Annotated in this window: 9 protein-coding genes; 1 reads left to right on the top strand and 8 read right to left on the bottom strand. The window is 31.9% G+C overall.

The window, feature by feature from the left end; all coding sequences use genetic code 11:
* Positions 1-132: 132 nt before the first annotated feature.
* Genes EDD60_RS06595 through EDD60_RS06590 form a run of 3 tightly spaced genes read right to left on the bottom strand, consistent with a single transcriptional unit; the run spans position 133 to position 3066 of the window.
* Positions 133-1332, bottom strand: a complete 1200-nt coding sequence (locus EDD60_RS06595; protein WP_066448410.1) for a J domain-containing protein — start codon at positions 1330-1332, stop codon at positions 133-135.
* Positions 1329-1829 carry a hypothetical protein gene (locus EDD60_RS16200; protein ID WP_207905302.1) on the bottom strand — a complete coding sequence of 167 codons (501 nt, stop codon included), beginning with the start codon at positions 1827-1829 and terminating at the stop codon, positions 1329-1331. Before EDD60_RS16200 ends, EDD60_RS06595 begins: the two co-directional genes overlap by 4 nt.
* Positions 1813-3066 (bottom strand): Hsp70 family protein, encoded by a 1254-nt coding sequence (locus EDD60_RS06590; RefSeq protein ID WP_207905301.1) that lies wholly within the window; start codon positions 3064-3066, stop codon positions 1813-1815. The genes EDD60_RS16200 and EDD60_RS06590 overlap by 17 nt, the downstream gene beginning before the upstream one ends.
* A 176-nt stretch (positions 3067-3242) precedes the next feature.
* Between EDD60_RS06590 and EDD60_RS16420 the strand changes: the two genes are divergently transcribed.
* A complete protein-coding gene (locus EDD60_RS16420) occupies positions 3243-3365 on the top strand; it encodes a putative holin-like toxin (protein WP_229105281.1) in 123 nt (40 codons plus the stop codon).
* Between the two features lie 159 nt (positions 3366-3524).
* On the opposite strand, the gene carB is transcribed toward EDD60_RS16420, so the two are convergent.
* The 5 genes from carB to asnB all read right to left on the bottom strand — a co-directional run bounded on the left by carB (position 3525) and on the right by asnB (position 15549).
* The gene (gene carB, locus EDD60_RS06585) at positions 3525-6719 is read right to left on the bottom strand and encodes a carbamoyl-phosphate synthase large subunit (RefSeq protein WP_066448411.1); all 3195 of its coding nucleotides are present in this window, start codon (positions 6717-6719) and stop codon (positions 3525-3527) included.
* Entirely contained in the window at positions 6712-7785 is a 1074-nt protein-coding gene (locus EDD60_RS06580; RefSeq protein WP_066448414.1) for a carbamoyl phosphate synthase small subunit, read from the bottom strand. The genes carB and EDD60_RS06580 overlap by 8 nt, the downstream gene beginning before the upstream one ends.
* Positions 7786-7998: 213 nt before the next feature.
* Positions 7999-9450, bottom strand: coding sequence for a glutamate synthase subunit beta (locus tag EDD60_RS06575; RefSeq protein ID WP_066448416.1), 1452 nt, complete (start codon positions 9448-9450; stop codon positions 7999-8001).
* Between the two features lie 4 nt (positions 9451-9454).
* Positions 9455-13963, bottom strand: coding sequence for a glutamate synthase large subunit (gltB, locus tag EDD60_RS06570; protein ID WP_207905300.1), 4509 nt, complete (start codon positions 13961-13963; stop codon positions 9455-9457).
* Between the two features lie 5 nt (positions 13964-13968).
* Entirely contained in the window at positions 13969-15549 is a 1581-nt protein-coding gene (gene asnB, locus EDD60_RS06565; protein WP_066448418.1) for an asparagine synthase B, read from the bottom strand.

The following is a 15549-nucleotide window of genomic DNA, read 5'->3' as shown; positions in this document are numbered from 1 at the left end:
ATAATTGATTTTATTTGCTATTTTTTTAGAAAGTAATTTCCAAAATAAAAGAGAATCAAGACATGTTTTAATCAAATAAAACTATCTTCATTCTCTTTTTTTATATCAACTCATTTAATGAAAAAAATACTCTTAAGGCTCAAAAGTAGCCTTTTGATCATGCAGATAAATTGTTTTAGGGATATCTTTTTGATCCCTTTTTTCTTCAAATTGATAAACTGCATTCCCCTTTAAATCATACAACTTCCAATAATAACCATCATAACTTGCTACATACATCTTTTCTATTTGACTTACTCCATCTTTTACAACATTGACTACCATTGCTGCTTTATATGTTCTTTGGATTGTTTTCATATCTCTTGTATCAAGTAGATAAAATTTATTTTTTTGATAAAGAATTATTGGACTATTCGTAAATTGTATTGTCTTTACTTCACTAGCAATAATCTTTCCCTCTTTATTTTTAAGAATATATTCATCTTTATTCTTAGTATATTTAACTCCATTCAGATAAGGAACATTTGTATAATAATCAATATTTGTTGTATCAACAGTGTCTTGTTTAACAATATTAACATGTGGTTTATATTGAGGTATTTTTTGTTTTGGAGTTGGACTATCAAAAAGAATACTCATAACTACAACGACAATAATAGGAAAAAAGGCACTTATAGGTAAACGATTCTTTTTAATTTGAATTTTTCTTAACTTCTCAGCTGTTTTTTCAAAATGCAGATCACCTAATACTTTCACCCAATAAGCATATCTGAATCTTTTCAAATGAAAACGACATTGACTTAAATAATCATCTACTTTTATACAAAAATATCGATCATGACATTGAATCAATAAATTCGTATTTTCTACAAGTAATTGTAATTTATCTTCATCTAATCGCTTTCCTATTTGTTTGATAAAACTTTCAAATAGATAATCCTGATATGCTTGATTATCATCAAACTGTTCTAAGATATTCTCATCTTTAAATAACTTATGAGTTTTTGATAAGCAAGATTCTATTTCTAAATCATCTAAATCAACATCCTTAGAATAAGGATAAATCTCTTTTGTTTCTTCCTCGTCCTGACTATCAACATAAACCTTATGTGTCTTTTTTGTATTGACTTCAATTGTACTTTTTAAAGAACTCCTTGAATAATTCTCGTTTGATGCATAAGCTAATGCTGATTTATAAGCTTGTTGTAAAATCTTAAAAGCTTCTGGGTTATCTTCTGGATGACAAAGTTTACTTTGACTTGCATAGGCTTGTTTTATGATTTTCTTATCATGAGTTGGTTCTATTCCTAAAATATCCCATATACTTTTCATGAAGGAAGTCCTCCTTCATCATCAAAGGATGAAAAAATATCTAAATTTTCATAATCCATATCTTTTTCAAATTTATCTATATAATCTTCCATAATTGTTAAGAGTTCTTGTTTCTTTTTAATATTGTTATGGTAATGCTTAAAATGAACAATAAATTGTTGTAAAGTTGCTTGATAATAATCTTTTGTAACTGGATCTAATTCAGTAAAAATACGTTTTGCTTTTTCCATTAAAGCATCATATTCTGGATTTTGATTTAATTGCAGAGAAACATTTTTAACAGCATTTAAATGATTATACTTTGTAACTTTTTCTAAACGTTGAGTTTGTCCAATTTGATACGTAAAATGTTCTTGAGTTGATAAAATATCAATTTCTACATATAACATTGAATTAATATCATATGAATAAGTGACTTGAAATTGTTCATGTTCTTTAAAATTACGAGGAACTTGAATATCGACACTGCCTAAAAACAAATTATCTTTGGCATACATTTCTTCCCCCTTGATAAACAGTAACATTGACATGTGTCTGCCCCTTTTTGACAGTTTGCAAAGTAACGCTCTCACTTGCTGGTAGAACGGTATTACGGGGAATAATAACTTCTGCTAAATCCTTAGCTGTATCAATTGGATTATGCACACCTGTACTTAGCGAAAATGGACAAATATCAGTCACCAATAAATCTTTTACATCTGCTTCCCTTTGTTTAATACCAATATATTTTCCAAGTCCCCTAGCAACCAATAAATCAATATCTTCACTTTGTGATACTGGTATATTAAGTAGCTGAGTTAAATAATCTCTCACTACTGGCATATAACTAGAACCACCTACTAAAATAAGACTATCTAATTCTTCAGCACTAAAACCACTATCTTTAACAGCCTTACCAATCACTTTTTTAATTTCAGTAAAGATATGTTTTGTAATTGAAAATAAAATCTCATTATCTAATTCACAAACATATTGATGTTTGGATAATGTTAATTTCATTGTCGTTGACGATGAATCTCGAAGTGATAGTTTTGCTCGTTCACTACATAATAATAAACTTCTTTGTTCTTCTTTTGATAAAGATACAAAATCAATATCATTTTGTTGACAAAAATAATAAGCAATTGCTTTATCAAAGTCACTTCCACCTAATTGATTATTTCCTGCAATCGCATTAATACTAACAACATTTTCAAAACAATCAACAACAGAAACATCCAATGTTCCTCCACCAAAATCAAAAACAACAAAAGTTTCAAAATCATCACTTTGATGACAAGCAATTGCTGCAGCAGAAGGTTCATTAATCAAACGATTAACCTTTACTCCCAATATTTCCCCAATTGCTTTCGTTGCTCGTCTTTGGGTTGCATCAAAATAAGCTGGTACGCTAATAACAACTTCATCAACCTTTTCACCTAAATAATTTTGTGCATCTTCAATTAATTGTTTGACTACACAAGCAGATAATTCTTCTGGCAAATAACTTTTTGAACCTAATTGAGTCTTTTCACTTTTCCCCATTTTACGTTTAAATAAATATGTTGTATGTTCAGGATCAGTCACAAGACGTTCTTTTGCAATTTTACCAACAACTAATTCATTATGATCCAAACTCACAACACTTGGTGTTAAATATTCATGAAACTGATTAGGAATCAATTCCACATTCCCATTTCTATAAACAACCGCTAAACTATTTGTTGTTCCTAAATCAATACCTATCACTGCCATCATTATCCCTCCAATTGATATTATTATGCCACCAATCCTTTTTCACTGCAAATAAATCTAAAAAAATAACGACCTCTGTCTCTGGTAAAGTGTGAGGTCGTAAGATTGAAGGTACATAACCTTCGTTGACATAGATATCCAATGATTTGGAAATATGAAAAACGGAGGTGATTAACATGAATACTTATGAAGCTGTTATGATGATGTTGGCATTGCTGACATTTATCATAGCACTATTAAGTTTAATTGTTAAATTGCTTCTTATCATCATAGATAAGGAATTGAAAGCAAAAAAATAACTACCCCTGCTCTGGTAAAGTAAGGTAGTTATTTCTACTTAACAAATCCAAGGCATAACCGCTTATCGGCTGTTCCTTTTTTCAGTTACATTATATGTTATAAAAAAACGATTGTCAATATACTTTAAGCAAACATCTTTTACCTATTCATAGATGAAACTATAATTGTGCCACATCAATTAAAGATAAATTTTCTTGGTGGCTTTTTTCTAAACAATTAATTAATGCTTGAGCTGTATCTAATGATGTATAAATAGGAATTCCTGCTTCAACAGCAAATCTACGTATTAAAAAGCCATCCTTTAAATTATTATTTCTAGTAGGAATATCAATTACCAGATCAACAGTGTCACTTAACATCAAATCAAATAATGTATTAGACTTTTCATTAATTCTATTGATAAGATGAACATCAATATTATGTGCCTTTAAGTATTCATATGTTCCTAATGTAGCATACAAAGTATATCCAAATGCCTCATATTGCTTTGCGATAGGTAAGAATTCTTCTTTAGCACTATCTTTAATTGTACAAATAATATTCTTTTTCTTTGGTAATTGAATTCCAGTTGCTATAAAGGCTTTATGTATGGCTTCATCAAAAGTAGTTGCAATTCCTAAGACTTCCCCTGTTGATTTCATTTCAGGTCCAAGACTAATTTCTGCTCCTTTAATTTTTTCAAAAGAGAAAACTGGCATTTTGACTGCAACTATATTCTTTTCTGGTACCAATCCATAATGATAACCTTGTTGTTGAATTGATTTTCCCATAATAACATTAGTAGCAATATCTACTACCGGAATATCTGTTACCTTAGAAATATATGGAACTGTACGTGATGATCGTGGATTTACTTCAATAACATACACATGTTCTTCATAGACAATAAATTGAATATTAATCAATCCGATTACATGCAATGCTTTAGCTAATCTTTGTGTATAATCAACGATTACATCTTTGATTGCTGGTTTAATTTTTTGTGTTGGATATACAGAAATACTATCTCCACTATGAACTCCAGCACGTTCAATATGTTCCATAATTCCAGGAATCAAAACACCATTTTCATCACAAATCGCATCAACTTCTACTTCTTTACCGGCCAAATATTTATCTATTAAAATTGGATGTTCTTGATATTGACAATTTATAATATCCATAAATGTTTTCACATCTCCATCATTTAATGCAATTTCCATACCAGCTCCTCCTAAAACATAAGAAGGTCTAATTAAAACTGGATAGCCCAATTTTTGAGCAGTCTCAATTGCTTCTTCTACAGTAAAGACAGTTGAACCTTTTGGTCTGTCAATATGGCATTTTTCTAAAATATCATCAAACCTTTCACGATCTTCAGCCGCATCCACATTATCTGCCGATGTTCCTAAAATCTTAACCCCCATTTTCATTAAAGCTTGTGTTAATTGAATCGCTGTTTGTCCACCAAATTGAACAATAGCTCCATCTGGCTTTTCTCTTTCCACAATACTTGCTACATCTTCTTTAGTCAATGGTTCAAAATAAAGGCGATCAGCAATATCAAAATCTGTAGAAACAGTTTCTGGATTATTATTCACAATGATTGTTTCATATCCAGCCTTTTTTAAGGCCCAAACACAATGAACAGAACAATAATCAAATTCAATTCCTTGTCCAATACGAATTGGTCCTGAACCTAAAACCATAATCTTTTTTCGCTGAGAATGAAAATCAACTTCATTATGACCCCCATAGATAGAATAATAATAAGGTGTAGAAGCATCAAATTCTGCAGCACAAGTATCTACAGTTTTATAAACAGCAACAATTTGATGACTTTTTCGCATTTTTTGGATTGTTTCCTCACTTTGTCCACTATATTTAGCAATCACTTCATCAGGAAATTCTAAACGTTTTGCTTGTTTTAATAAATCAACTGTTAATTCTTCTGATTTTAACTGTTGTTCAACTTCTATAAGATGTTTAATTTTATCAATAAACCACATATCAATCTTTGTCAATTGATGAATATCTTCCTCACTGATTCCTTTCCTTAAACTTTCAGAAATCACAAAGATTCTTTGATCATCAATAACTTCCAATCTTTTCTTTAATTCATCTTTTGACATATTTTCCAATACAGGAATATGTAAATCAAGAATCTTTAGTTCAAGTGAACGAATTGCTTTCATTAAAGCTCCCTCAAAGCACTGGGAAATACTCATGACTTCTCCTGTAGCTTTCATTTGTGTTCCTAATTCATGAGAAGCTCCAACAAACTTATCAAAAGGCCATTTAGGAATCTTACAAACAATGTAATCTAAAGTTGGTTCATAAGATGCAAATGTTTTTCCAGTCACGGCATTTTTAATTTCATCTAAATGATATCCTAAAGCAATTTTCGCAGCTAATTTAGCAATAGGATAACCTGTAGCTTTAGAAGCTAAAGCAGAAGAACGAGATACACGTGGATTTACTTCAATAACACAATATTCAAAACTATTTGGATTTAATGCATACTGTACATTACATCCACCTTGGATATCTAATGCCTGAATAATATTGAATGCTGAACTTCTTAACATCTGATATTCTTTATCGCTTAAAGTTTGACTTGGTGCAACAACAATACTATCACCTGTATGAACACCTACTGGGTCAACATTTTCCATATTACAAACCGTAATACAATTGCCAGCACTATCACGCATAACTTCATATTCAATTTCCTTCCATCCCGCAATACATTTTTCAATTAGACATTGATTGACACGTGAAAGTCTTAAACCATTTGAACAAATATCATGAAGTTCAGTTTCATTATGCGCAATTCCTCCACCTGTTCCACCTAATGTATATGCCGGTCTCACTACAACTGGATAACCAATATTTCGCGCAAATTCTAAAGCATCATCTACATGATTAACCACAATGGAAGGAGCACATGGTTCATGAATACTTTCCAATATTTTTTTAAATTCCAAGCGATCTTCAGCAAGTTTTATTGACTTTGTAGATGTTCCTATTGTTTGAACGTGATGCTTTTCTAAAAAACCTTCATCTGTCAATGCCATTGCTATATTTAAGGCATTTTGACCTCCTAAAGTAGGCAGTAAACTATCTGGTTTCTCCACTTCAATTAAATGTTTAACAACTGGAACTGTTAGTGGCTCAATGTAAACTTTATCAGCAATATCTTTATCAGTCATGATTGTTGCAGGATTCGAGTTGATTAAAACGACTTCAACTCCTTCTTCCTTTAAAGCTCGACAAGCTTGCGTTCCAGCATAATCAAATTCGGCAGCCTGTCCAATAATAATTGGACCTGAACCAATCACTAAAACTTTTTTAATATTTTTGTTTTTAGGCATTTTGATTACCTCCCATCATTTCTATAAATTCATCAAATAAATATCCAGTGTCTGTAGGTCCTGCACATGCTTCCGGATGGAACTGTACAGTTTTGATATTCTCTTTTAAATATTCAATTCCTTCAATTGTGTTATCATTAACATTTAAAAACCATGTTTTAGCAATCTTTTTATCTATGTTTTTCACAACATAATTGTGATTTTGAGTAGATATATATACTCTTTTTGTATTCATATCTTTGACAGGATGATTAGCTCCATGGTGTCCATATTTTAATTTTTCAGTTTCAAAGCCATGAGCTAAAGCCATCAATTGATGTCCTAAACATATTGCAAATATAGGAATATGACTCTCTTTTAAGATTCTTATCTGTTGAATAATCGCTTGACATTCTTTTGGGTCACCTGGACCATTTGATAACATAACTCCATCATAGTTTTCCTTTAATATATCCTCTGCCAAAGTCCAAGCAGGATATACTGTCACACAACATCCCCTTTTAACCAATTCCATAACAATATTTTTCTTAGCACCAAAGTCATATAAAGCAACTCTTATTTTACCATTCCCTAAAGTATAAGCTTTTTGACAAGTTGTTTCCTCTACAACACCCTTAACTCTATAATCTTTTATTTTTTCTAAAACTTTATTTCTATCATCATAATAAGTTGTCGTTATCATACCATTCATACAACCTTTATCTCTTATCAATTTAGTAAGATATCTCGTATCAATTCCTTGAATACCAGGTATATCATTTTCAATAAGATAATCTTCTAATTCCATATGTTTCCTAAAGTGACTTCCTTTTCTTGACAATTCGTTCACAACAAAGCCTTCAACATGTGGTTGAGAAGATTCTTGATCATCTAAACAAACTCCATAATTTCCTATTAATGGATATGTCATAACAACACCCTGTCCAGCATAAGAAGGATCTGTTAAAACTTCTACATAGCCTGTCATTGAAGTATTAAACACAAATTCACAAATAACTTCCTTTGTTGAACCAAAACTTTCTCCTTCAAAAATATGACCATCTTCTAATATTAAATAAGCTTTCATAGTTTCCCCTTTCATTTAGAAAAAAACATATCATCATGATATGTTTTTTGAGAATAGAAAAGATATGAAAATAAGATTCTTGTTGTATGTGTTTTATTCACAACTATCATATTCATCAATCCTTTCTTTTATTTTTTTATCAGTATAAACAAATTTTATCATTATTTCAAGATAAAATTAATAATTTTTTATTATTTCAATATAATTTTATCACTACTCATTCATATAACTATATCCCATTAAATAATAATCAACTTCTTTTGCACATTCCAAACCTTCCTGAATGGCCCAAACAACTAGCGATTGACCTCTATGCATATCTCCAGCAGTAAAGAATTGAGAATTTTTAATTTGATAATGATGTGGTAATGTTTTAACTGTATGATGTGATGTAAGTTCTAAATCAAATGCTTCTTGAATCCCATCTAAAACACCTTCAAATCCAACAGCTATCAATAACAAATCTGCTTTTAAATACTTTTCACTTGCTGGTTTTTCTTGCCATTTTCCATTAACAAAACTTCCCTTAGATGTTTTCACTCCTACTAATTTTCCATTATCGTGCAAACACTCTTTAATAATGGTATTGTAAACGCGAGGATCTTGATGAAAAACTTCAAGGCTTTCTTCTTGTCCATAGTCTACCTTTAAAACATTAGGCCATTGTGGCCAAGGTTTTTGATTAACAGTTGGTGGAGCACTCATCATTTCAATTTGTGTTACTGAAGTACAACCTTGACGAATACAAGTCGCAACACAATCATTACCCGTATCACCACCACCAACAATAACAACATTTTTCCCTTGAGCTGATGGACATGGCTTTTGATCCAATTCATTTTTAGTGACAGCTTTTAAAAAGTCAACAGCAAAATAAATTCCTTGACTTTGACGTCCTTTAACTTTTAAATCTCGTGCTTTTTGACTTCCACAGCATAGAACAACAGCATCATATTGTTGTAATAATTGTTCTTTGGTTATATCTCGGCCTACTTCAACATTTGTTTTAAAAACAACTCCTTCTTCTTCCATCATCTTTACTCGACGCATGATAATTGACTTTTCTAATTTCATCGAAGGTATGCCATACATCAGTAATCCCCCTACACGATCTTCTTTTTCATAAACAGTTACTTGATGTCCCCTTTGATTCAATTTATAAGCTACACATAATCCTGCTGGACCACTTCCTACTACAGCAACTTTCTTATCCGTTAAAACCGTGGGTTTGATAGGTTTCATCATTTGCTCTTGAAAAGCTTTTTCAATAATGAATAGTTCATTATCTTTAATCGTTACTGGTTCGTCATGCAATCCACAGATACATGCTTTTTCGCATAATGCAGGACACACACGTCCTGTCAACTCGGGAAAAGGATTTGTCTTTAATAATCTTGAAAGAGCATGAGCATCATGTCCATGATATATCTCATCATTCCATTCAGGAACTAAATTATGCAAAGGACATCCGGTTATTTTACCTTCTATTTCAATTGCTGCCTGGCAAAAAGGAACCCCACAATTCATACAACGTGCTCCTTGAATACGTCTTTGTTGAGAATCTAAAGGATGATGAAATTCATGAAAATTCTTAATGCGTTGTTTTGGTTCAATGACTTCATTATCTTGTCTTTGATATCTTAAAAAACCATCTTTTTGTCCCATTCTTTTATCCTCCTTTATGAACCTTTAAAAATGCACGTAAAGCTGCTTCATCTTGTTGATATCCTTGTTTTTGTTCCATCTCAACAAGTTCTAATATATGAGCATAGTCAATTGGAATCACCTTTTTAAAATGTTTCTTTTTATTATCAAAATCATCTAAAATATCTCTTGCTAATTTTGATGATGTTGCTTTTATATGTTTTTTTAATAAATTTTTGACATCTTCTTGATCACTTATATCATTTAATTCACTCATCATTACAAGTTCATCATTTAAGCGTAAATAAAGATCATGATCTTCATCTAAAACATACGCAATTCCACCACTCATTCCAGCTGCAAAGTTTTTTCCAGTTTTTCCTAATACTAAAACTTTTCCACCAGTCATATATTCCAATCCATGATCTCCACAACCTTCAACAACAGCAATCACCCCTGAATTACGTACAGCAAAACGTTCACCTGCTTGACCACAGATATAAGCTTCTCCAGAAGTTGCACCATAAAGTGCAACATTCCCTATAATGACATTATCTTTGGCAGTATAATTTGCCTGTTTACAAGGGAAAATCGCAAGTTTCCCACCTGACAATCCTTTACCAAAATAATCATTTGCATCACCTTCTATAGTCATAGTCAGTCCTTTAGGCACAAATGCTCCAAAAGATTGCCCGGCTCCACCATAACAATGAACTTGATACATATCATCTTGAATTTGTCCTTTAAACATACGTGTCATTTCACTACCTAATAAAGTTCCTACACTACGGTTTAAACTTGAAATAGAAATCGTTTCTTGATGCGGTAAATATTTCTTAAAGTAAGGTAAAAAATGTGGCAATAAAACACTCTTATCAAGGGTTTGATTTTGTGGAATTGAATGAATATTTGATTGATGATAAACATTTAAAGAACAAGGAGAAAAGAGTTTATCTAACTCAATCATTTGATGGTCTTGTAAATTTTCATTGATTTTTAAACATTGTCTTTGTCCAACCATTTCATTCACTGTTTTAAAGCCTAATTCAGCCATAATTTCACGTAATTCCATCGCAACAAAACGCATAAAATTCATAACATACTCTGGCTTTCCTTTGAAACGTTTTCTTAAACATTCATTTTGTGTTGCAATTCCTGCTGGACACGTATCTAAATGACAAACTCGCATCATCATACAGCCTAAACTTACAAGTGGTGCAGTCGCAAAACCAAATTCTTCAGCTCCTAACAAAGCTGCAATAGCAACATCTTTTCCACTCATCAATTTTCCATCCGTCTCCAAGACAACTTGTGAACGTAAACCATTTTCAATAAGATTCTGATGAGCTTCTATTAGACCAAGTTCCCAAGGCAAACCAGCGTGATGAATTGAGCTTTGAGGGGCTGCTCCTGTTCCTCCATCATAACCAGAAATCAAAATGACATCGGCACCAGCCTTCGCAACACCAGATGCTATTGTTCCTACTCCAGATTCAGAAACAAGTTTTACGCTAATACGAGCCTGATCATTAGCATTTTTAAGATCATATATTAATTGAGCTAAATCTTCAATTGAATAAATATCATGATGTGGTGGTGGAGAAATCAAAGTGACTCCTGGTGTTGAATAACGTGTCTTGGCAATCCAAGGATATACTTTCCCACCAGGTAAATGACCTCCTTCACCAGGTTTAGCACCTTGAGCCATTTTAATTTGAATTTCTTTTGCACTCACCAAATATTCACTTGTCACTCCAAAACGCCCACTTGCGACTTGTTTAATTGCACTATTAGCCTCACTATATAAACGTTCTCTATCTTCTCCACCTTCACCAGAATTTGACTTTCCACCTAATCTATTCATTGCAATAGCAAGACATTCATGTGCTTCTTTAGAAATAGACCCATAAGACATAGCCCCTGTTTTAAAACGTTTAACAATACTTTCAACACTTTCCACTTCATCTATAGAAATAGGTGTACACTGACTTGTATCAAAAGATAACAGATGACGAATAGAAAATGTCTGTTCTTTGATAAGTTGTTTTGTATATTGTTTAAATAATGCATAGTTGCCTGTTTGAGTTGCTTTTTGTAATAAAATGATTGTTTCTGGTGTATATAAATGTTTTTCTTTCTGCTCTCCTCGTCTAAATTTATGAAATCCAAGACTATCTAATGATGTATCTAATTTTAATCCTAATAAATCAAATGCATGATCATGATGATAACGGACATCTTTTTCAATATCTTCAATTCCTAATTTTCCAATATGATAAGTTGTATGTGGAAAATATTCACTCATAAATTCTTTACTCAAACCAATGGTTTCAAAAATTTGAGCTGATTGATAAGATTGTAAAGTTGAAATTCCCATCTTTGCAGCAATTTTTACAACCCCCTTTAAAATCGCATGGTTATAACTTTCAATTGCTCTGTTTTCTTCTTTATCAAGCATATCTAAGGAAATCATTTCCATAATACATTCATGAGCCAAATAAGGATAAATAGCACTTGCTCCAAAACCTAATAAACAAGCAAATTGATGAACATCTCTTGGTTCTCCACTCTCTAAAACAAGAGAAACAGCTGTTCTCTTTTTGGTTTTAACCAAATGACTCTCTAGTGCTGAAACAGCTAATAAAGAAGGAATAATTAAATGATTTTCATCAATTCCTCGATCAGATAAAATCAAAATATTAACCCCTTGATAAATTGCCTTATCAACCTCTAAACATAAATGATCAATAGCTTCTTTTAAAGATGTTCCTTTATAAAACAACAAAGAAATCACATGACTTTTAAAACCAGGTTTATCAATTGATTTTAATTTTTCAATATCACGACCATCTAAAATTGGGTTATTTATCTCTATAACTCTACAATTCTGTGGCTGATCAACCAAAAGATTTCCATGTGAACCCAAATATACAGTTGTATCAACAACCACTTCTTCTCTTAATGAATCAATAGGTGGATTTGTGACTTGGGCGAATTGTTGTTTAAAATAATGAAATAATGATGGATGTGTATGACTCATTAATGCTAAAGGAATATCCGTTCCCATAGATGCAATAGGTTCAACATTATTTTGTGCCATTGGTAAAATTTGATCTTTCACATCTTCATATGTATAACCAAATGTTTTATATAGCACATCTCTTTGTTTTTGGCTATGAATACGTATTTTTTTATCTGGTGCAGGTAAATCAGAAAGATGCATCACATAATAATTTAACCATTCTCCATAAGAATGTTCATTGGCAAAGTCCATTTTACATTGATTATCCTCAATTAACTCTTGTTTTTGAGTATCTACAAGTAATATTTTTCCTGGTTCAAGTCTTGCCTTTTTAATGATATGAGTTTCATCTATATCCAAAACACCAACTTCAGAAGAAAGTATTAAAGTTTGATCATCTAAGAGATAATAACGTGCTGGTCTTAAACCATTACGATCAAGTAATGCTCCCATTTTAATACCATCAGAAAAAAGAATAGCAGCTGGTCCATCCCAAGGTTCCATCATTGTTGCATAATAGTGATAAAAATCTTTCTTATTTTGAGGCATTGCTTGATTTTTCCAAGGTTCTGGTATCAACATTAACAAGGCTTTTGCAATATCCATCCCATTCATATACAAAAATTCTAGAGTATTATCCAGCATTGCTGAATCTGAACCTTGCGTATCTACAATAGGGAAAATTTTTGATAGATCTTTTTGAAAATATGTTGAATGCAATGTTTCTTCTCTAGCCAGCATACGATCCACATTCCCTTTGATTGTATTGATTTCACCATTATGAGCAATAAAACGATTAGGATGAGCTCTTTGCCAACTAGGAGTTGTATTGGTTGAAAAACGTGAATGAACTAAAGCAATAGCACTATGATAATCTTGATCTTGTAAATCATTATAGAACAAACGTAATTGATCAACTAAAAACATCCCTTTATAAACAATAGTTTGTGAAGATAATGATGAGATATAAGTTTCAGGACATGATTTTTCAAATTCACGTCTTATAACATACAATAACCTTTCAAATGGCAAGCCTTGTTGACATGTTTTTGGTTTTTCAATAAAACATTGGTAAATAGATGGCATACATTCGTTTGCTTTCTTTCCTAAAATCTCTTTTTGACAAGGAACTTCACGCCATCCTAAGAATTGTCCCCCTTCTTTATTAGCAATTCTTTCAAATAATTTCATAGCATGATGACGTTTTAATGGATCCTGAGGGAAGAAAAACATTCCAACCCCATAATCACCTGCTATGCTTAATTGAATGCCAAGCTCTTTTGCTTTTTTATAAAAGAAATGATGTGAAACTTGTAAAAGAATCCCAACCCCATCTCCAACTTCGCCACTGGCATCTTTACCTGCACGATGCTCAAGTTTTTCAACAATTGCTAATGCTTGATCAACAACACTATAATCTTGATGCCCATCAATATGAACAACTGCACCAATCCCACAAGCATCATGTTCTCGTGTATAATCTAATTGATTTCCATTTTGCATTTCTCTCATCCTTTCTATTCTCCACTTTTCCCATAATTAGAAAGCATACGTGCTGATGGATCATTAACTTGACATCCTTTCCAATGTGGATTTGGCATCCAAAAATCTTTAACCATATGTGCTTGATTTGGATAATATTTTTCAAATATTTCACGATATAGTAATGACTCTTTTGTAAAAGGAGTCGCAAAAGAATATTTTTCTCTTTTCTTTTCAAATTCTTCATCTGTATATAATTTTTCAGCATATGCTTTAATTTCATCACTTAAAGAATGGCCAACAGCATCTGAAAAAGCAGCCTTTTCACGCATTAAAATAGATTGAGGCAAATAACCTTTATCAAAAGCATGACGCAATAAATACTTTCCTTTTCCATAGGTATTCATTTTTAACGTTGGATCAATATGCATCACATAATCAACAAAATCCAAATCTCCAAAAGGAACTCTAGCTTCCATAGAATGAACACTTATACAACGATCAGCACGTAAAACATCATACATATAAAGTTCTTTTACTCTTTTTTGTGCTTCTTTTTGAAATTCTTTAGCATTAGGCGCAAAATCAGTATATTTATAACCAAACAATTCATCAGAAACTTCACCTGTCAATAAAACACGAACATCACTATGTTCATGAATATAACGACAAATCAAATACATCCCTATAGATGCTCGAATCGTCGTAATATCATATGTTTCTAAAGTCAAAATAACAGGCTCAATTGCGGCAATGACATCATCTTTTGTAATGATGACTTCGGTATGTTGACTATGAATAAATTCTGCGACTTCTCTAGCATATTTTAAATCAATAGCATCTTCTTGCATTCCAATTGCAAATGTTGAAATAGGTTTCTTACAAAAACGACTGGCTATAGCACAAACCAAGGAAGAATCTAATCCACCACTTAATAAAAAACCAATTGGGGCATCTGCATCCAATCTTTTTTCAATTCCTTTTATCAATAAATCATGGATATTTTGACAAGTTGTTTCTAAATCATCTTGATGATAAGATTCAACTTGACTTATATCTCTATAACAAATAAATTCACCTTTTTGATAATAATGACCAGGAGGAAACGGAAAAACTTCCTCACATAAGTCAACGAGGTTTTTAGCCTCAGAAGCAAATACAATTTGATGATGACAATCATAACCATAAAACAATGGTCGAATACCAATAGGATCCCGAGCCGCAATAAACTCATGTGTTCTTCCATCATAAAGAATTAAAGCAAACTCAGCATCTAAAATAGAAAACATATCTGTTCCCATTTCTAAATAAAGAGGAAGGAGGATTTCACAATCACTATCCCCCATAAATTGAAATCCCTTTTCCTCTAATTGTTTTTTTAATCTACGAAAACCATAAATTTCTCCATTACAAACAACATAACATTCTTGATACTTAAATGGTTGCATTCCTAGATTATTCATCCCCATAATTGATAATCTATGGAATCCTAACACTCCCTCCCCAATATCAAGCACTCTTGTTGCATCTGGTCCTCGTGATAAGGTTTTTTTAAAAGCTTTATTAAATAAATCTAACGGTACGTCTTTGGCACAATATCCCATGATAGAACACAC

The organism is Longibaculum muris (assembly GCF_004343035.1).
GTDB classification, from domain to species: Bacteria; Bacillota_I; Bacilli_A; order Erysipelotrichales; family Coprobacillaceae; genus Longibaculum; species Longibaculum muris.
The sequence above is the reverse complement of the archived record's forward strand: the minus strand, read 5'-3'. Positions and strand labels throughout refer to the sequence as shown.

What these genes read in the sequence shown, in the direction of transcription:
- EDD60_RS06595 (WP_066448410.1), bottom strand. Translation starts at nt 1,332, where the DNA reads ATGAAAAGTATATGGGATATTTTAGGAATAGAACCAACTCATGATAAG.
- EDD60_RS16200 (WP_207905302.1), bottom strand. Translation starts at nt 1,829, where the DNA reads ATGTATGCCAAAGATAATTTGTTTTTAGGCAGTGTCGATATTCAAGTT.
- EDD60_RS06590 (WP_207905301.1), bottom strand. Translation starts at nt 3,066, where the DNA reads ATGGCAGTGATAGGTATTGATTTAGGAACAACAAATAGTTTAGCGGTT.
- EDD60_RS16420 (WP_229105281.1), top strand. Translation starts at nt 3,243, where the DNA reads ATGAATACTTATGAAGCTGTTATGATGATGTTGGCATTGCTGACATTT.
- carB (WP_066448411.1), bottom strand. Translation starts at nt 6,719, where the DNA reads ATGCCTAAAAACAAAAATATTAAAAAAGTTTTAGTGATTGGTTCAGGT.
- EDD60_RS06580 (WP_066448414.1), bottom strand. Translation starts at nt 7,785, where the DNA reads ATGAAAGCTTATTTAATATTAGAAGATGGTCATATTTTTGAAGGAGAA.
- EDD60_RS06575 (WP_066448416.1), bottom strand. Translation starts at nt 9,450, where the DNA reads ATGGGACAAAAAGATGGTTTTTTAAGATATCAAAGACAAGATAATGAA.
- gltB (WP_207905300.1), bottom strand. Translation starts at nt 13,963, where the DNA reads ATGAGAGAAATGCAAAATGGAAATCAATTAGATTATACACGAGAACAT.